This is a genomic window from Bacteroidota bacterium (assembly GCA_040388375.1).
Classification (GTDB): Bacteria; Bacteroidota; Bacteroidia; order UKL13-3; family UKL13-3; genus JAAFJM01.
Map to the genome: position 1 here is coordinate 53988 of JAZKBU010000011.1, position 15416 is coordinate 69403.

The 15416-nt window shown below is 34.3% G+C and carries 31 protein-coding genes; 11 read left to right on the forward strand and 20 right to left on the reverse strand.

Annotated features, from left to right (window positions below; genetic code table 11):
* The first annotated feature begins 70 nt into the window (after positions 1-70).
* The 11 genes from V4538_15290 (at position 71) to V4538_15340 (ending at position 7055) form a co-directional block, all read left to right on the forward strand.
* Positions 71-601, forward strand: a complete 531-nt coding sequence (locus V4538_15290) for a hypothetical protein (protein MES2382410.1) — start codon at positions 71-73, stop codon at positions 599-601.
* Between the two features lie 3 nt (positions 602-604).
* Positions 605-1165: a hypothetical protein gene (locus V4538_15295; GenBank protein ID MES2382411.1), complete on the forward strand. Its 561-nt coding sequence runs from the start codon at positions 605-607 to the stop codon at positions 1163-1165.
* Between the two features lie 105 nt (positions 1166-1270).
* Positions 1271-4609 carry a tail fiber domain-containing protein gene (locus V4538_15300; GenBank protein ID MES2382412.1) on the forward strand — a complete coding sequence of 1113 codons (3339 nt, stop codon included), beginning with the start codon at positions 1271-1273 and terminating at the stop codon, positions 4607-4609.
* A 49-nt stretch (positions 4610-4658) separates the two neighbouring features.
* Positions 4659-4961: a hypothetical protein gene (locus tag V4538_15305; GenBank protein ID MES2382413.1), complete on the forward strand. Its 303-nt coding sequence runs from the start codon at positions 4659-4661 to the stop codon at positions 4959-4961.
* Position 4962: 1 nt separating this feature from the next.
* Positions 4963-5169, forward strand: coding sequence for a hypothetical protein (locus tag V4538_15310; GenBank protein MES2382414.1), 207 nt, complete (start codon positions 4963-4965; stop codon positions 5167-5169).
* Positions 5169-5522, forward strand: a complete 354-nt coding sequence (locus V4538_15315) for a hypothetical protein (protein ID MES2382415.1) — start codon at positions 5169-5171, stop codon at positions 5520-5522. The genes V4538_15310 and V4538_15315 overlap by 1 nt, the downstream gene beginning before the upstream one ends.
* The gene (locus V4538_15320; protein MES2382416.1) at positions 5519-5851 is read left to right on the forward strand and encodes a hypothetical protein; all 333 of its coding nucleotides are present in this window, start codon (positions 5519-5521) and stop codon (positions 5849-5851) included. The genes V4538_15315 and V4538_15320 overlap by 4 nt, the downstream gene beginning before the upstream one ends.
* Before the next feature lie 119 nt (positions 5852-5970).
* Entirely contained in the window at positions 5971-6240 is a 270-nt protein-coding gene (locus tag V4538_15325; GenBank protein ID MES2382417.1) for a hypothetical protein, read from the forward strand.
* A gap of 72 nt (positions 6241-6312) precedes the next feature.
* Positions 6313-6558: a hypothetical protein gene (locus V4538_15330; GenBank protein MES2382418.1), complete on the forward strand. Its 246-nt coding sequence runs from the start codon at positions 6313-6315 to the stop codon at positions 6556-6558.
* An 88-nt stretch (positions 6559-6646) separates the two neighbouring features.
* Positions 6647-6751, forward strand: a complete 105-nt coding sequence (locus tag V4538_15335; GenBank protein ID MES2382419.1) for a hypothetical protein — start codon at positions 6647-6649, stop codon at positions 6749-6751.
* A gap of 4 nt (positions 6752-6755) precedes the next feature.
* A complete protein-coding gene (locus V4538_15340; protein MES2382420.1) occupies positions 6756-7055 on the forward strand; it encodes a hypothetical protein in 300 nt (99 codons plus the stop codon).
* A 57-nt stretch (positions 7056-7112) separates the two neighbouring features.
* On the opposite strand, the gene V4538_15345 is transcribed toward V4538_15340, so the two are convergent.
* The 20 genes from V4538_15345 to V4538_15440 all read right to left on the reverse strand — a co-directional run bounded on the left by V4538_15345 (position 7113) and on the right by V4538_15440 (position 15256).
* Complete coding sequence (locus V4538_15345; GenBank protein ID MES2382421.1) at positions 7113-7511, reverse strand: hypothetical protein; 399 nt, start codon at positions 7509-7511, stop codon at positions 7113-7115.
* Positions 7512-7533: 22 nt separating this feature from the next.
* Positions 7534-7791, reverse strand: coding sequence for a hypothetical protein (locus V4538_15350; GenBank protein ID MES2382422.1), 258 nt, complete (start codon positions 7789-7791; stop codon positions 7534-7536).
* Between the two features lie 2 nt (positions 7792-7793).
* On the reverse strand, positions 7794-8081 hold the full coding sequence (locus V4538_15355; GenBank protein MES2382423.1) for a hypothetical protein: 288 nt from the start codon (positions 8079-8081) through the stop codon (positions 7794-7796).
* Complete coding sequence (locus V4538_15360; GenBank protein MES2382424.1) at positions 8078-8314, reverse strand: hypothetical protein; 237 nt, start codon at positions 8312-8314, stop codon at positions 8078-8080. The genes V4538_15355 and V4538_15360 overlap by 4 nt, the downstream gene beginning before the upstream one ends.
* Before the next feature lie 21 nt (positions 8315-8335).
* The gene (locus tag V4538_15365; protein ID MES2382425.1) at positions 8336-8950 is read right to left on the reverse strand and encodes a hypothetical protein; all 615 of its coding nucleotides are present in this window, start codon (positions 8948-8950) and stop codon (positions 8336-8338) included.
* Positions 8947-9291, reverse strand: a complete 345-nt coding sequence (locus V4538_15370) for a hypothetical protein (protein ID MES2382426.1) — start codon at positions 9289-9291, stop codon at positions 8947-8949. Before V4538_15370 ends, V4538_15365 begins: the two co-directional genes overlap by 4 nt.
* 3 nt (positions 9292-9294) lie before the next feature.
* A complete protein-coding gene (locus V4538_15375) occupies positions 9295-9516 on the reverse strand; it encodes a hypothetical protein (protein MES2382427.1) in 222 nt (73 codons plus the stop codon).
* 116 nt (positions 9517-9632) lie between these two features.
* Positions 9633-10202 carry a replication/maintenance protein RepL gene (locus tag V4538_15380; protein MES2382428.1) on the reverse strand — a complete coding sequence of 190 codons (570 nt, stop codon included), beginning with the start codon at positions 10200-10202 and terminating at the stop codon, positions 9633-9635.
* A gap of 190 nt (positions 10203-10392) precedes the next feature.
* Positions 10393-10833, reverse strand: coding sequence for a YopX family protein (locus V4538_15385; protein MES2382429.1), 441 nt, complete (start codon positions 10831-10833; stop codon positions 10393-10395).
* A 16-nt stretch (positions 10834-10849) separates the two neighbouring features.
* Positions 10850-11107, reverse strand: a complete 258-nt coding sequence (locus V4538_15390; protein ID MES2382430.1) for a hypothetical protein — start codon at positions 11105-11107, stop codon at positions 10850-10852.
* A gap of 154 nt (positions 11108-11261) precedes the next feature.
* Positions 11262-11546, reverse strand: coding sequence for a hypothetical protein (locus tag V4538_15395; GenBank protein ID MES2382431.1), 285 nt, complete (start codon positions 11544-11546; stop codon positions 11262-11264).
* Between the two features lie 19 nt (positions 11547-11565).
* Positions 11566-11886: a hypothetical protein gene (locus tag V4538_15400; protein ID MES2382432.1), complete on the reverse strand. Its 321-nt coding sequence runs from the start codon at positions 11884-11886 to the stop codon at positions 11566-11568.
* A 33-nt stretch (positions 11887-11919) separates the two neighbouring features.
* Entirely contained in the window at positions 11920-12147 is a 228-nt protein-coding gene (locus V4538_15405; protein MES2382433.1) for a hypothetical protein, read from the reverse strand.
* A gap of 43 nt (positions 12148-12190) precedes the next feature.
* The gene (locus V4538_15410; GenBank protein MES2382434.1) at positions 12191-13090 is read right to left on the reverse strand and encodes a hypothetical protein; all 900 of its coding nucleotides are present in this window, start codon (positions 13088-13090) and stop codon (positions 12191-12193) included.
* 66 nt (positions 13091-13156) lie between these two features.
* The gene (locus V4538_15415) at positions 13157-13681 is read right to left on the reverse strand and encodes a hypothetical protein (protein MES2382435.1); all 525 of its coding nucleotides are present in this window, start codon (positions 13679-13681) and stop codon (positions 13157-13159) included.
* Positions 13682-13714: 33 nt separating this feature from the next.
* The gene (locus V4538_15420; protein MES2382436.1) at positions 13715-13960 is read right to left on the reverse strand and encodes a hypothetical protein; all 246 of its coding nucleotides are present in this window, start codon (positions 13958-13960) and stop codon (positions 13715-13717) included.
* Between the two features lie 14 nt (positions 13961-13974).
* Positions 13975-14238: a hypothetical protein gene (locus V4538_15425; protein ID MES2382437.1), complete on the reverse strand. Its 264-nt coding sequence runs from the start codon at positions 14236-14238 to the stop codon at positions 13975-13977.
* Positions 14231-14389, reverse strand: a complete 159-nt coding sequence (locus V4538_15430; protein ID MES2382438.1) for a hypothetical protein — start codon at positions 14387-14389, stop codon at positions 14231-14233. Before V4538_15430 ends, V4538_15425 begins: the two co-directional genes overlap by 8 nt.
* Positions 14390-14475: 86 nt before the next feature.
* Positions 14476-14847, reverse strand: a complete 372-nt coding sequence (locus tag V4538_15435) for a hypothetical protein (GenBank protein MES2382439.1) — start codon at positions 14845-14847, stop codon at positions 14476-14478.
* Between the two features lie 202 nt (positions 14848-15049).
* A complete protein-coding gene (locus V4538_15440; protein MES2382440.1) occupies positions 15050-15256 on the reverse strand; it encodes a hypothetical protein in 207 nt (68 codons plus the stop codon).
* Between the last annotated feature and the right edge of the window lie 160 nt (positions 15257-15416).

Genomic DNA, 15416 nt, shown 5'->3' on the forward strand with positions numbered 1-15416 from the left:
TAAAAACAATAGTGAATTTATACTACAATACGGATTATATTTTTTAATTTACATACTAATTTATACAATCATGGCAGCATTTACACCGAATTTTTCAGCTACACAAACTTTGGGAAATCCGTCTATCATAAATTTTCAGGACACAAGTACTGGAACGCCTGATGTATTGGTAGTAGTAAGGAGAATATATATTACTAATGCAGAAGGTAATTATATTACTGCCAATGGAGTGTTTACAACTGCTACTTATACTACGTGGTTGCTTGCAGATGCAACAACTTCAGTTGATTGTTTAACACAAGATACCGCTTGTTATGTGCGTGTTACTTGGAATGAAGTTGGTGGTACTGCTTTGTACGATAAAATTGTTCTGTATGGGTTTTATTCTTACACACAGGACTTTCTTTTGCAGCTTACAAAAAATCAAATACCTAACCCACAGATATTAGCAGATACAAATTACTGGTCAAACAAGAGCAAGTTACATACTCTTTTAAAAGATGCGATAAATGCTGTAGAAATCGGCGCAGATATTTATTCGGCTCAAAATAGCTTGAACTTAGGAAATTATCTTATCCAAAACAGTGCAGACTTTTTTTAAACTATGAGTACACCATATAACATACCGACAATAATAGGGATTGCAGATGTGTGCCAGTATCTTGCACAGAACGCTATTTCAAAATCTGCTTTATTCAAAAAGCCACCATTTACACCATTATTGCCTGAAATAATATACGTAGAAAACGATTCACTTAAATATATTTATGCAAATAATCTTAGCGGAAACAATGCTGAATTAGATGCAGTGGCAAATTATGTATTCAGTCTTTGTGTCTATACACTACAAGCATACAATATTTATTCAAGTGGAAACGGTGGAACAATAGCACCAATAACCCCCGGTACAATTATGCCTTTGCCTTACGACTTTATTGTTAGTGGAAGTAGCTTTATTGCTAATGGTGTTTCATCAATAACCATAACATTATTTATTGGGTACAATATTGAGTTTGTCAGAAATGCAGTACCGCAATACACAACAGATGACGGTTCAGGATTGTATTATTCATGGGATAGGGCAACAGGATTATTTACAATTTCAGTAGCAGCTTCGGGTGACGGTAATCCGGGTTCTGAACACTTTAGAATATCAGCAGTTTAAAATAATTATATGAAAAGTTTAATATGTTCTTTAGGGTTAATTTTAAGCACAGTATTATTGCAAGCTCAAACATATACTATACCTCAAAACTTGAATAACGTTACTATGGGGATAGTAAATACCAATGCAATAAAAGGTAAACTTATATTAGGTATATTCACTGATACTGTAGCCGCAAACTTGGACTGCTGTTTAAAAAATTATGATGGGGCTTTAATAAAAACTACTTCCCCAATAAACGGTATTTGGTACAGAAATTTAGCATTATACCAATGGATTCAGGTAGGTTCAGGTGGTGGAGGTTCAGGATGGAACTTAACAGGTAACGCAGGTACTACAGCCGGAACCAATTTTTTGGGAACAACCGATAATGTGTCTTTAGTGTTTAAGGCAAATAATATAGAAGCTGGTAAGATAGACCTACCTCTAAGTAATACAAGTTTTGGGTATCAATCAATGGGTAACACTTCTACTGGTAATCAAAATACAGCATTCGGGTATCAGTCTTTAAATAGTGTAATTACAGGCGCATCAAATACAGCAGTTGGTTATACAGCTATGGCTACTAATAATGGAAGCAGTAATACCGCTTTAGGTATGCTTACCATGAATAATAATCAGACAGGTAGTAATAATATTGCATTAGGGTATAGAGCAGGGTATTTTACATCAAATCAATCTAATAGACTTTTTATTGGCTCAATGGGGTTGACATCAAATGTTGGGCAAGATACTACAATGCACATAATATATGGCGCACAAGATGCCACAGCAGGTAGCCAAAGGCTTTACCTTAACTCACAAGTATATTTACCTTATCTTAATTCAGGAGTAGGAACTAAAGCAGTAAGGATAAACCCCGGAACAGGATTATTGACTTATGCTGATACAACTACTGGTGGTGGTGGAGGCTCAATCGGTGGCTCAATATCAACTAATCAAGTGGCTTATGGTAGTGGAAGTAATACTATAACAGGGCTTGCAGTAAACGCTACAGGAACTCAAAAATTCTTAGCACAAACTTCAAGTGGTGCGCCTGTTTGGGCAGTACCATCAGGTAGTTTAGCTACGTTCTTTAATGTAATTCCTTATGGAGCTGTGGGTGATAGCACCACAAACGAAACAACTGCTTTTCAGGATGCCATTGATGCAGCCCACGTTAACGGTGGTACTGTTTATGCACCGGCAGGGCAATACTCTTTTAACACACTAACGTTTTATAGTAATGTTAAGATAATGGGAGACGGTAACGGCACAAGATTTTATTCAAGAGCAGCAGAACCAATGTTTCAATCCGTAAATACAAGTTTTAATACTTATACAGAAATTAATTATTGTACTTTATCAGATATATATTTAGACGGGCGTGGTATAGGTACTATCGGTGTTAACTTACAAAATGCAGCCCTGTTAAATTTTCAAAATATGCAGGTGTACAGGTTTGATACCGCATGTAAAATACGTGGGATTATAATTGCAAACTTCGACAACTTTGATGCCGAACAAGGGCTTGTTGGTATAGATGTTGACAAAGGGCCACCATCGTTTAACCTACCTACAAATATCATAAACATAACAAGGAGCAGGTTTACTTATTTAACTCAATGGGCAGTTCATTTTACAAATGGATCAGGACTTAGCATTAGTGGATTAACAGATTTTGAGGCTAACGGTACATCTTCAGATTCCACTACAGGTTGTGTTAAAATGGCTTACCCTTATATAACAAATGATGAAGGACTTGGTCTTAGTTTAAAAGGTAATTGGTTTGAAAACAATAGCGGCGTAACTGTAGATATTGAAGATGGAGGTGTTTACAAAGCTAAACATATTATAGAGGATAATACATTTATTGTTGTAGGTGCTGGTAATAATCATACAATAAAAACACATATTGTGGGTGGATTTGCCGGAACTGTAGAAGTCTATTTAGCACGAAATCATTTTGAAAATACTGATAGCTATACAATTGATGGGATTGGTTCCGGTTCTGGTAATCTTGTTAAGGTTTATTATTACGATATAATAGACCCGTCTATCACAACAAGTTTTACATCAAGTTCTCAACTACTATCCACGACAGTACCGGGCGGCTCAACAACAGAACTGCAATATAATAATGCAGGGGTACTTTCAGGTATCACAGGAGCAACAACATCAAATGGAATTAATGTAACGCTAACAAGCCCAACAATAGCAACAGCATTAACGGGAAGTTATTTAACTGCATCAGAACTTTTAGGAACAGACGCAAGTAAAAATATAGTTTCTTTACCTGTTGCTTCTTATCCATCATTAACAGAGTTAACCTATGTAAAAGGTGTAACAAGCGCATTACAACCACAGATAGATGCAAGGGCTACTTCACTTAATCCTACGTTCACAGGAACAGTTACAGGCCCGATAAGTAATTGGAGTGGACTATTAAGCGCAAACGCAAAGGCTGTGGTTACAGGCGCAACATTAGGAGGGGCGTCATTTACCGATAACTTTTTAAATGTAACAGGTACATTTCCTGCCACAAGTGGAGCAGGTGTAGTAGCAGGTGTTTACGAATCATTTACAACAGCAGGAAGTTCAGGAGCGCAGCTTATTGGAAGCTATATAAATTTAGCAGCAGGTCATACAGGTACAGGCCCGTCAAATTGCATGGTTGGAGATAACGCAGTAGCAGGTACAGGAACAGCCTTAAATCTTAACGCAACATCAACTTCACCAGCAGGGAATAACGGATTTGTAGGTTATGCAAGAGCAACTACAACAGGCAGTAATATTGGAGGTTTTGCTGAAGCAAGTGCAGGAAATATAAATATTGGTTATTTAGGTAAGGCAACAACAAATAAAAATTCAGCAACAAATATTGGAATAGCTGCATTTGCACTTAATACAGGTTCTTCACCTATACAAGTAGGTGCGTATTTTGGATTACAAAACGCAACCCCAACTTTTGCAAGTGCCGCATTAATGGCAGATAACGGTTCTCAAACATCAGATATTTTTGTAGCAAGGGATAACGGTACAGCAACATTTACTATTGCAGATGGTGGTGGTGTTACGACTACCAGTTTAGCAGGTTCAGGTTCACGTGCTGTATTGGCAGATGCCAATGGATTACTAAGTGCGCCAGTTTCAGATATAAGAGCTAAATGGAGAGTCAATGATTTGGATTATGGTATAAATACCATTATGAAATTGCACCCTGTTTCATTTTATTATAAAAAAGGTTGGCAAAATTATGGTAAGCAAAGACAAGTTGGATTTATAGCACAGGAAATAGAAAATGTTATGCCTAATAGTGTTTTTACCACACCAAAAACAGGATTAAAAGGTTATAATGAGATTGACATTGTACCGATACTTACAAAAGCTATGCAGGAACAGCAGTTAGAAATTCAGGAATTGAAAAAACAGGTTAATGAATTAAGATTGTTGATAAATAAATAGCACCAATGGAATAAATAACAATGGGTAATGATAAGAGATATACAGACAATTGAAAAGTAAATGGAATATAGAAGCATTAAAGGAGTACTTTGAAAGTAAGTTTTTAGAGAAAGAAAAGGCTTTAGATGCAGGGCTTATAAGCCTTAATGAGCGATTAGGATTACTTAATGAATTAAGATCAGGGGTAGCTACAAAAGAGGAAATAAAGGCTTTAGAAAAAGAACTACATGCCCTTACAACAAGATTAGATTTATTATCAGGACAGGATAAGGGGGTATCAAAATTTATTGGTTGGATTTTGGCGGCTATAATGATAATTGGGTTTATTATTCAAAACGTAAAACTTAAATAAAATGCCACAAACAGAATGTTTAGCCATACAAGATACCTTAACAGGTTTATGGCTTATTGCAGTTAATTCAGATGGTACTTATTCATGGGGGAATCCTGATAATGCTATCTGCTTTCCTACTGAAGAATTAAGACAAGATGTATTGAATAGTTTAGGAGATACAGAAAGATTTGCAAAAGGCAGACCGGGAGACAGGCAACCAAAATAATGACAAAGGCACAGGAAACCATACTTGGATGGGTAGTATTTGTGGGATTAATTTCTCACTTCGGGTTAGGCTACTTTTTTTGGGACGTAATAAAGGTGGTTAATATTTATTATGTCTCAATATATTTCATGGTTGATGTTATGGGATTTGTGATATATTTGACCTCACGGGAATCAAAAATGTTAAAGGGTATGGGGGCTTTAGGCATGGTTTTGGGGACTTTTTATCTGTACCGGGAATTTAATAACCCGATGTATTGGACAGAAAGAAATTTTATTACATTAGGGCTTGTACTATCCAATACTTTCTTCATTTGGTACTTTACTGACAAGATAAAAAACAAAGCACAATGAAACAAGATATTTTTTTCTACATGCAATTACTTTTATTTGCGCTGAATATTATCGTGTTTATTTACATAATGTTGGAGCATAAAGTAAAATATAAGTTTGCAAGGGTAGCATTGCTTATAGCTGTGTCATTCGGATTTTTTATAAATGTAGGCAAGGTAACATGGTTTGCTGTATTATTTTGCTTTACCCCTTATTTATCATTGCTAAATATTAAGCATGAAAGACTTGATAGAATTGTTAAAACAGGCAGGGATATTATTAGGGGCGGCGGTAAGCATTTACCGGGCATGGAAAGACGTGGCGAAACCTATATTGCAAAAAAGACGTAGAAAAAAAGTAAGAAAACCCAAACCAAAAAATGATGAAATGGAATAATTTTGGACTTAAATGGAGGGATGCCATTAACTCAATAATAATAATGTTGATTGGTAACTTGTTAATGATAGTTATGAACGCCACAGATGGCGAATTTCCGACTTTAAATGCCTTGTGGGTAGGATTTGTTAACTCAGTAAAATATGCTGTAATTCCGTATCTTCTCAAAAATTTTTTCACAGACGATATTCGTTATGCTCAAAAAACATTATCAAATGCAAAGGTTGAAGGAATACAGGCAGCAGAACCAATACCGCCACCAATAGCCACAGCCGATAATTCACCAACATCATTTTCAAATCCAGCAGCCCCGAATGATGCAGAGGAACAAAATAAAAAATGAAACATTGGAAACTAATATTATCTTTCTTAATAGCAATAGGTCTTATTATTTATTTCATTAAAACAGCATAACATGGCAACGAAAAAAGCACAGGCAGCAGCCGCAAAAGCAGTTGTTGAACAAAAACAAACATTACTTGAAAAACTTGCAAGTAGTCTTGTAGTATCATTATTGGAGCATGAATTTCTTTCAGCACAAGTAGGTAAAAAAATATTTGGTGGAAAAGGAACTGTTATAGATGCAGGGGAAAAGGCTGTTGGGATAAAAGTTAAGTTTTCGGACGGGTTGGATTATACATTTACAATCACAAGAAATTAAACCTTAATACTATGTCATTACTTACTTTAATACACTTGTATTGGTTGTAGTTGGGGTTATCCTATGGGCAATAAATAGTTTTATCCCGATGGATTCAAAGGTAAAAACCATTTTAAATGTTGTGGTTGTTATCATCTTAATAATTTGGATAATCAGGGCCGTGTTTCCAAGTTTAGGAAACGTGAAGATTTAAAACCATGTTTCAGAACAATCAGATATTAGGTGTATGTATAGCCATTGGCTTTATTTGTGCTTGTCTTGCAGTAGTGTTTTATCTTACCCGTAAACTTATTGCCGAGGATAAAATATTGTTCTTACTTCTATTTGTAGTTACATTAATGGCAAGTGTTTGGGCAATAGATAATGTAATTGCTTTTAACATGAAGTTATTGGATGATGAAGAAAATAAAATTGTCCTTCAAATGCTTTTACAAGTAGTATCATTAACATTAGGTTATTGGATGAGAGGGGATAAGACTAAGAAGTCGACAGAATAAAAAATGCGGAGACTATTAAGCTCCGCCTTAACCAAACCTAAAACCAAACCATGAAAACTACTCTTTTTTTGTGTTACTTAACCTGTTTGCTTCCATTATCGGCATATTACTTTCAGTAGGCACATAAATTACGTTGTTTGACTTATCAATATTATCTATCCAAAACCAATGTAAGTAAGCATCAGTTAAAGACTGCCCGATAATCTGATTTGAACGTGCAATACCATGCGCCCTTATCGTATCAGCTTGTGCCAATAGTGTTGCGCTTTCCATCTTTGCCTTTGCTTCTGCTACTGCAACCTCACGGCTACTTTGAGCATGAGCCAATAATGCTTCACCTTCTTTTTGTTGAGAATAAACATTGTACTTAGGGCATCCCCACATACCCAATACTACCAATCCCATTAAAAATAAGATAATTAAAGTTGATACCGAAATTGTTCCTGCTGTGTTCATAATTGTATATTTTAATAGTGAATTAATAATTAGTTTCTTTTTGCCTATTTAATGTAGGGCTTGCTTGCCTTTCCAATTCCTGTTTTTCATGTAACTTATTCATTTCTCCTGTAGCGTACATAATGCCTGCTAAGAAGCCTAATTCGTAAGTCCGTTCATTTTCCGGTGTCATGTGTAGGTAAGGATATTTAAAGGTCAGGAAGTTCCTGTTATGGCTTTTAATTGCCATTAGGTGTAAGTCAAGTTCATTATCTTCGGTAATTTGTTGTTCTTTGTTCATGTTTATAGATTTTTATAGTTTAAAAATGCCATTTCAAGATTATTGCCTTTCTCACATTGTTTATACCCAAACTCTATTGCTAAAAGGATGGTGCTTTCTTGGTTGCGTTTTAGTCGGGCGTTTTCAGCCTGTAATTCCTTTACTTGTTCAGCAAGTATATCGTATGCTCCGGCTTTTGAAATATTTACTATTTGGTTAAGTAAATTATCTCCGCTTAATAAATCGTTTTCGTTTGCCATAATTGATAAATTGTTATTGTTTGAAAATATTGTGTCTAATAGTTTGCTCATTTGTAATGGCTTTTAGTGGTATCGGGATTAGGGGCTTTAGCAGCCATATTCACAACGCCCTTAGTGGGCAACCATAGGCTGTTATACCGGCTTGCAAGGCTTGTATTGCCATTATCTAAGATATAGTGGAGTTCTCCATCATCCCCGATCATTTCTTCCATAATTTTAGGCATTTGGTAAGTCCTTACTGTTGGATGGAATGTAACAGTATTACCGTTTGTTGTCTTGTTCATAATGTTTAAGTTTTAGTTTGGTTATAATTGGTTGTTCTGTATTGCTTCTTTTGCTTTTTCTGTGTCCAACATTCCCCAATATCCATGATGAATGCCTTTAGGGTCTTGGAGTATTGCCCTTGCTCTGTTTGCCCTTTCCATTAAATCGACAAGAACTTCAATAAGATGTTTGTTCTTATCCTGCAATGCTTCATTTTTTTCTTTTGCAGCCTTTACCATTTCTTTTAAAATCTTAGCTTCTTGTTGCCTGTTTTCTCTTATCCATTTAGCACAATATTCAGGATCATTTGCAAATTCACTTCCCCCCGGCGTTAGGTCATAAAGAAGCATATAAAGTTTATAACTCATTGCCTCCATTTCATTCATTTCCTCCAATACCAACTTTTGCAGTTCAGGTATAAGGGAGAAGGATGCTTCTTTTTTTGTTTCGGGGTGTTCGGATAAATATATTTGCTCAATTTCCCCGTTAGTTAAATCATCTGTTTGCCTATTCTGGTAATAATATGGTGTTCCTTTACCACAATATTTTGCCATTAACGTAATTTTATTATTGCCGCTATATCCATCAAATCTTGGTAATTCATTCCACCATTTAATATAGTCGGGTGTTTGGGTGTTATCTGTAGTCTGTTTCATTGTTGATTTTTTTGTAGTTGATTAAATGATTTTAAAAGATTTCTGCCATTTTCAATAATTACATCTATGGCATTTTTTGCTGCATTGGTTATTAATAACTTTGCCTCTTTTTCTTTTCCCTCAAAATACCATGTATGGAATTGTACAGTGCTGGATAAATCTGGGCGTAAATTTGAGTCAAGTTTTAATATGTCACTTTGTTTTAATCTTGTAGTCTTACCTCCAAAACTACTTTCCTTATTTACCACATATCCTAACTTTGTTTTAACCGCTTCAAATTCACCTATTTTATATTTAAAAGTAGGGCCACCAATATAAATACTAATAACAAATATTTTCATAAATCAATGTTTTAAATAGTTATCAATAATTTCCAATACTCCCCATACAATAACCCCTGCTACAACTATACAGATGCACCAATCAATTATGTACATTCTTTTATGCCATTTTGGTACTTTATAATGGGGCTGTACTGGTGGGTTCCCGTATTCGTTTTTAAATTCTGTTTCGGGGTAGTTGCCGCAATCGCTTTCCCTACCGTTGTAATATTCATGTTGTTTCATCTTTTTTAGTTTTAGATTTTTAAAAAATTAGTTCCCTGTTCTTTGTATTTATGTAATGAGGTTTTTGTTCCTTAGCTTTTGTACTACTATTTAGCTTCATTGGCGACGCTCCGTTCTTATTCAGTTCCTTGATTTAGCTTTACTAAACTGGTAGATTTAAGCGGTTTATTTTTTGCATCTTTTTTAATGTATTCATTTAAAAGAATTATCCTATCTCCTTTAAAGAATATTTGCGGATTAATATAGTAACAGCCTGTCATATCCGCTTTTGCTAAAAGTTTCTTTTCGATTAACTGCGTTATACTTCTATACACAGTTGAATAACCCATCTTTTTTTGCTCCACAACATCAACAATAACTATACAGATACGGTCATTATTATAACGGATATTATCGCTTATATAATCCATTAGATCAAGGGAAGATTTAGACAGCCCATAAAACATTGCAAATTGATTTCTGAATACTTTAGCAAATTCGGATTTATCAACTTCTTTACGGGTACTCAATACAAGCATAGTTTGCGTATTTACTTCGCCTGTATCTTGGTCAACCACATCTTGAAATTTAAAACCGGCTGCTTTGCGTGTTTTTTTTACAACAATATCATCTACAATTCCACTTAAAAAAGGGTTGCTACTGTGGAAAGGATAGTTAGTTAAACCCATTTCGTTTTTCTTTGCCATTTTGAAACTTTATTTTTAGGATTGAATAGTTATACCAAATATAGCATAATAATCAATACAAAGTATCAAAATGATGTTAGCAAATAGAATTAATTACTTTTAGAGTAAACAATAAGAATAAGATACAAACGGCTGAAAGGCTTGTTAATGCTGATTTTTCAGTTTCACTTTTTTCGTTTTTTGTATCATTTTAGGGTAATAGTTCAGGGTTTTCGTAAATATTGCCGATAACGGTGGCCCAAAGTTTAGTATCGCATGGAGTAAATTTACCATTTTCATCAGGTTCTTGTAAATCCCATCCAAGCGGTTCGTTTTTCCATTCAAAGCACCCGTTATTAAAAGTTACAGGATAACCGTTTGTTGGTGGTAAATCTTTGCCATTCAAAGAAGGTATTCCGGCAACAATATCTCCCTCATAAATATCCGTTCCATTTTTATCTTTTAATCCTGTAAACTGTAAATCATTAACAATAATAATTGCCAATATTTCATCTAACCACGTTGGCATTGAAAAAGTAGTGTAGTATTCCCAAACCTTTCCGAGTTCTTCACATTCAACTAATGCCCTAAATTTTATTGCTCTTTTCATTTTGGTATTTGGCTTTGGGTTAACTTTTATTTCTCTTTTCATTTTTATATTTTTTTTATTAACTCCAACACTGTGTTAAAGATGCTTTAATAGTTTGTGGTTTAGTTGCTCCGTTCCAATATTCTTTATTATCCTTTGCCATTAAATAAAATTCATTGGCTTTATCCATATCTTTAAAATAATGCTTTTGCAAACCTGCTGTTTTAGATACGGCATTAACCACTAATGTAAAGCCATCTTTTTGCGCCTGAATTAAAGCATTATACCATGCTATTTCTACGCTGGCAGCATCTTTGAAAGTCCTTAATAGTTTCATAAAAAAAGTTTAAAGATTATAATAATAATTTTTTAAAATTAGAGAGGTATATACGCCCACAACGCTGGCAACCTCCCCTTTAACTGTTTTAAATTAAGGGGCTATGAATGTAGATACAAACTATGCCCGCTTATTGCTGTTTACCACAACAGAGTTATTTTGTAATTGGCGTATCGGAACGGGTATATAAATAGATGCCTGTTTTGGGGTTGCGTTCTCTTTCTGAATATTTGCGAACTTCTACCCATTTTATTTTATCCGGTTGATCTATTTCTTTGCCATTCTCTTTTATGGATAAGTTGCTTAAATGCTCATAATCCTCATATAAAAGGCTCATAGCTTCGTTAATATCCTTTGCTTGGTAAGTATCGGCTATAGGGTAAAAGATACCTATTGCGCCGGTTTGCCGTCCTGTAAATTTGAAATTATATTTTTTCATGTTGATTTAATTTAGAAGGTTATTTAATTTGAAATTTCAGTTTATTGGCTGCTTTTACTCCGTCCTTTATTGCCTGTTTTGGACGTTCATAATCATGATATAAAGCAGCTTCGCCGGTTGGCTTAACATCTGCTGCCAAATTATTAACAAAGTCCTTATTTGCGCCTCCCCTTTCACTGAAAACAATATTTTTATAGGTATATACATAATGCTCATTAGTATATTTATAAATCCTGTATTCTCCATTAGTATAAACAAGGGTATCAACTTGCATAAATGGGGGCTTCTTTAAAGAAACGCTAAAGGGGTTTAAAACTGTAATTTTTTGATTAGTTGTCATGATTGTTGTGGTATTAGTTGTTATAAAATGGGGTTAGGTTAATTTTGTTTCGATTAGGATTATTATAAAAGGCCATTTAAAAGACACAAAGCAATCGAATCCTATTTTTGAAAGTTCTTTAACCTTGTTTTCTGCTTGTGTTCTATTGGCATAAGTTTTTAATTTACCTCGGTGCATATACATTTTACCGTTTCCGGTTGTTCCACTTGTAAAAGAATGTTCAATTACTTTTGGTTTATCAATTTTTTTATATGTAGTCATTGGCTTGGGCATGATCTTAGTTTTTAAGTGTGTGTAATATGGTTTAAAGTTTGATTAAGTTTGGCAGCATGTGTTTAACTGTCCACATTGCATTTGCAGTTATTTTGCGCTGCCATGCGTTTGCAGTTGGTGACCAATTAAAGGAATTTAACCCCTTTGCCTTCCATGCGTTTAATTCATCCTTATTTGGACGGGTGGCAAACATGATCTGAATGCGGTCAGCCTCATAATTTACTACCATAGTACCGCCCTCAAAAGTGTAATTAATAAATGGGCTTTCTTCCCTGCGGCTTTCTTTTACTTCTAATTCTTTTATACGTGCCTCAACCCTTTTCATATTGGCATTATTGTTAACGGTATTAAATCCGAATTTTTTAACCCAATCCATCATGTGAGATTGCACATTAAAAGTATCTGCTAAATATTGGGTAATATCTTCGCCGGTTTTCTTTGCCTTTGCTATTACCTTGTTACCCTCTTTAGTTTTAATCTGATTAGCTTGCATTATAGCTAATTCTGCCCGGTATCTGTCCAATTCGCTTACAAAGGTCTTAACCGGCTGCGCTTTCCTTACAATGGCTTTCTTTGCCCTTATACGCCATTCCCGAAAAATATCATAATGCCTTTCTTCGCTGCGGTTTGCTTTGGTATGCCTACGGGTATTAAAATTAGCTGGGCCGGTTATCATTGCAGAAAATGTATTGCTTTTAGCTCCCAAATAAGAACTAAATAATCTTTCATATCTGTTTTTATAATCGGCAATAGTTTCGGCACTTATATTTTCATCTTTTTGCAGTTCTTCAATATCAGCGGTTAATTCTTCGCTGTAGTCTTTAATCATTTGCTCCCCTCTTTTTTCAGGGCTAAAACTTGTCCAATTATGCGCTCTAATTGCCTTGTCTTGCAAATGAGATAAAACGGGTGTTTCTGTTACGTTGTTCATTGTCGTGGTATTTAATAGTTAAAAAAAATATTTCTCTTTGTATTGCTTCCCCTTGTTTGTAGGGGGTTAGGTTGTAGCAAGTTCTTTGATTAATCCAGTTTCAATAGCCTTATCTATCATATCGCTTTCTGAATAATCCAAACCGGAGGTAAGTACATTACAATAGTCTTCAACATATTCGTAAAAATCGGATGGTATTTCGGCTGAAATTTCGTATTTATCAGTATCTAAGCCTTCAATAAAGAATTTAATACCGGCTTCCCTTTCCTCGTTTTCCATTTCGCAGTAAAAACTTTCAATATCATTAAAGCCTAATAAATAGTTTTCGGTTACTTCCAAAAATTCCCTTGCTACTTCACCAAACAAAAAACCATTTTCGCCGTAATAATATGTACTTTCTTTTATGAAGTTATCGGGGTTATTTTCAGCAAAATATTTACAGCAAACTTTGTCGAAAAAATCGCCTCCATAATCAGTAAAGGCAAAGTTTACAATTATATCATTTTCTTTGATCTTGCTTTGTAATTCGCTTAATAAGTTATCGCTTGCAAAATACTGTGTTCTTTCATTTAAGTTGGTTACTTGTTTCATAATAATTAATATTAAAAGGTTGTATAATAGTGGTTAATCTTCATTTAGCATTGATTCAAGTTCTTCATATTCAGCATTAGGGAAATTTAAGTGTAATATATCCAGTGAATAACCTACGCTTTCACTATTACCTACATAGTTTGAAACTGCTTTGCCATAATTAGCCGGTGTAATACCTTTATATGGGCAAAGATGCCATTTACATTGGTGGCCTGTTGGCTGAATATCTACCTTTTTACAGGCTGAAAATAAAACGGATAAGATAATTAAGTACTTCATAACGTTATAAGGGTTTAATATACTTTATTGGTTAATTTAGTCAGTTTTTTATAGTCAGGATGCTTTTTATTATTACATCCTTCATACATTCCTAATCTTGCAAATATGGAAATCATTTGTTCATCTCCCAATTTTATAGCATGTGCCGCACCCTCTTTTATAATACTATCGGTAATTATTAAAGGTTGTCTTAAAATAGCTGTACCGGGGTTATTTAATATTTCAGCAAATAAACCTGTAGTATCTACTTTCCAGTGTAATAATTTTGCATTAGGCATATTGTATAATTTTAAATAATTTATCAAAGTTTTTATCGTTGTAAAAAATACCATCTACATTATAACGCATATTCCCTCTATAGTAAGCATAGACAGCCGTCTTTATTTCACCTGTCTTTTTTACTTCTATTTTTACGCAATTATTAAGCATTATATTTTATTTAAAGTGTTGATAATAAAGGATGAAAAGAAAGGAGGGTATAAGGTAGAGACCTTTGCCCGTATCTTTTAGCTATTTTATAGATATTCGCTTAATATTTTTAGTTGCTGGTTTGGGGCCATATCTAAGATACCAAAGGAAAAATTTTCCTCATTGGTGCAATCTTGTTCATTTAAAAATACATCCCCTTCAACCTGTTTTAATTCGGTATTAATAACCTGCAATGATATATAAGATAAGCCTGTATTTTCTGCAATAACATAGATAAAAATACCATCTTGCAATAGTGTTATATGATCGCATGTACCTGCTGAAATGATATATTTGCTCCTGTTATGTTTTTTCCCGAAATTTAGAGTAATAGGGGCATTATACATGTGCTGATAATTAACAGCGTGGTTATAATTCTCATCATTGTAATAGAGAATATCTTTTTTTAGTTGTAACATTTGCTAAAAGTTTTAAATGGTTAATTGAATACAGTAAAGAGATAAAGAACTAATTTGTTGATGATGTAAAACTATGTAAAGTAATTTTATTACGCAAATATATTTTTTAAGTGAGTGAAATATTTGCTAAAGAGTTTAGAATTTATCCGCTGTAATGCCTGTTAATATTACGCAGTGAGTAAAACTACTCGATTTTTAAAAGCTACTCAATACGGGTTATTTTAACCATGTTTTTATTGATATTGCGGGTTGCAAAACGTTTACTGGATGCTTTGCGCTTTTGCATCTCAACTAAGTGCTTTCTAAATGTAGCTTTATTCAATACCTCAATAGTGGTAAAGTCATGTAATGATAAGCCATTAAACACGTCCTTTGCTTGTTGGTATGTGCCTGTTAAATCAGTTGCCATAGGTTGCAAATATAGTGTATTATTATTACGCTACCAAAATTATTTCCCCCTCCCTATCAAGGTTATTTACCCCACTACTTCGTTCCTTCCTTCGTCAACTCCCTTCGCTAAAGCTACGTAGTACAATATCAGTGTATAACCAGTCATTCCCCCCAATAGC

Coding starts and splice junctions, on each gene's coding strand:
- V4538_15290 (MES2382410.1), top strand. CDS start 71: ATGGCAGCATTTACACCGAATTTTTCAGCTACACAAACTTTGGGAAAT.
- V4538_15295 (MES2382411.1), top strand. CDS start 605: ATGAGTACACCATATAACATACCGACAATAATAGGGATTGCAGATGTG.
- V4538_15300 (MES2382412.1), top strand. CDS start 1,271: ATGGGGATAGTAAATACCAATGCAATAAAAGGTAAACTTATATTAGGT.
- V4538_15310 (MES2382414.1), top strand. CDS start 4,963: ATGCCACAAACAGAATGTTTAGCCATACAAGATACCTTAACAGGTTTA.
- V4538_15315 (MES2382415.1), top strand. CDS start 5,169: ATGACAAAGGCACAGGAAACCATACTTGGATGGGTAGTATTTGTGGGA.
- V4538_15320 (MES2382416.1), top strand. CDS start 5,519: ATGAAACAAGATATTTTTTTCTACATGCAATTACTTTTATTTGCGCTG.
- V4538_15325 (MES2382417.1), top strand. CDS start 5,971: ATGAACGCCACAGATGGCGAATTTCCGACTTTAAATGCCTTGTGGGTA.
- V4538_15330 (MES2382418.1), top strand. CDS start 6,313: ATGGCAACGAAAAAAGCACAGGCAGCAGCCGCAAAAGCAGTTGTTGAA.
- V4538_15335 (MES2382419.1), top strand. CDS start 6,647: ATGGATTCAAAGGTAAAAACCATTTTAAATGTTGTGGTTGTTATCATC.
- V4538_15340 (MES2382420.1), top strand. CDS start 6,756: ATGTTTCAGAACAATCAGATATTAGGTGTATGTATAGCCATTGGCTTT.
- V4538_15345 (MES2382421.1), bottom strand. CDS start 7,511: ATGAACACAGCAGGAACAATTTCGGTATCAACTTTAATTATCTTATTT.
- V4538_15350 (MES2382422.1), bottom strand. CDS start 7,791: ATGAACAAAGAACAACAAATTACCGAAGATAATGAACTTGACTTACAC.
- V4538_15355 (MES2382423.1), bottom strand. CDS start 8,081: ATGAGCAAACTATTAGACACAATATTTTCAAACAATAACAATTTATCA.
- V4538_15360 (MES2382424.1), bottom strand. CDS start 8,314: ATGAACAAGACAACAAACGGTAATACTGTTACATTCCATCCAACAGTA.
- V4538_15365 (MES2382425.1), bottom strand. CDS start 8,950: ATGAAACAGACTACAGATAACACCCAAACACCCGACTATATTAAATGG.
- V4538_15370 (MES2382426.1), bottom strand. CDS start 9,291: ATGAAAATATTTGTTATTAGTATTTATATTGGTGGCCCTACTTTTAAA.
- V4538_15375 (MES2382427.1), bottom strand. CDS start 9,516: ATGAAACAACATGAATATTACAACGGTAGGGAAAGCGATTGCGGCAAC.
- V4538_15380 (MES2382428.1), bottom strand. CDS start 10,202: ATGGCAAAGAAAAACGAAATGGGTTTAACTAACTATCCTTTCCACAGT.
- V4538_15385 (MES2382429.1), bottom strand. CDS start 10,833: ATGAAAAGAGAAATAAAAGTTAACCCAAAGCCAAATACCAAAATGAAA.
- V4538_15390 (MES2382430.1), bottom strand. CDS start 11,107: ATGAAACTATTAAGGACTTTCAAAGATGCTGCCAGCGTAGAAATAGCA.
- V4538_15395 (MES2382431.1), bottom strand. CDS start 11,546: ATGAAAAAATATAATTTCAAATTTACAGGACGGCAAACCGGCGCAATA.
- V4538_15400 (MES2382432.1), bottom strand. CDS start 11,886: ATGACAACTAATCAAAAAATTACAGTTTTAAACCCCTTTAGCGTTTCT.
- V4538_15405 (MES2382433.1), bottom strand. CDS start 12,147: ATGACTACATATAAAAAAATTGATAAACCAAAAGTAATTGAACATTCT.
- V4538_15410 (MES2382434.1), bottom strand. CDS start 13,090: ATGAACAACGTAACAGAAACACCCGTTTTATCTCATTTGCAAGACAAG.
- V4538_15415 (MES2382435.1), bottom strand. CDS start 13,681: ATGAAACAAGTAACCAACTTAAATGAAAGAACACAGTATTTTGCAAGC.
- V4538_15420 (MES2382436.1), bottom strand. CDS start 13,960: ATGAAGTACTTAATTATCTTATCCGTTTTATTTTCAGCCTGTAAAAAG.
- V4538_15425 (MES2382437.1), bottom strand. CDS start 14,238: ATGCCTAATGCAAAATTATTACACTGGAAAGTAGATACTACAGGTTTA.
- V4538_15430 (MES2382438.1), bottom strand. CDS start 14,389: ATGCTTAATAATTGCGTAAAAATAGAAGTAAAAAAGACAGGTGAAATA.
- V4538_15435 (MES2382439.1), bottom strand. CDS start 14,847: ATGTTACAACTAAAAAAAGATATTCTCTATTACAATGATGAGAATTAT.
- V4538_15440 (MES2382440.1), bottom strand. CDS start 15,256: ATGGCAACTGATTTAACAGGCACATACCAACAAGCAAAGGACGTGTTT.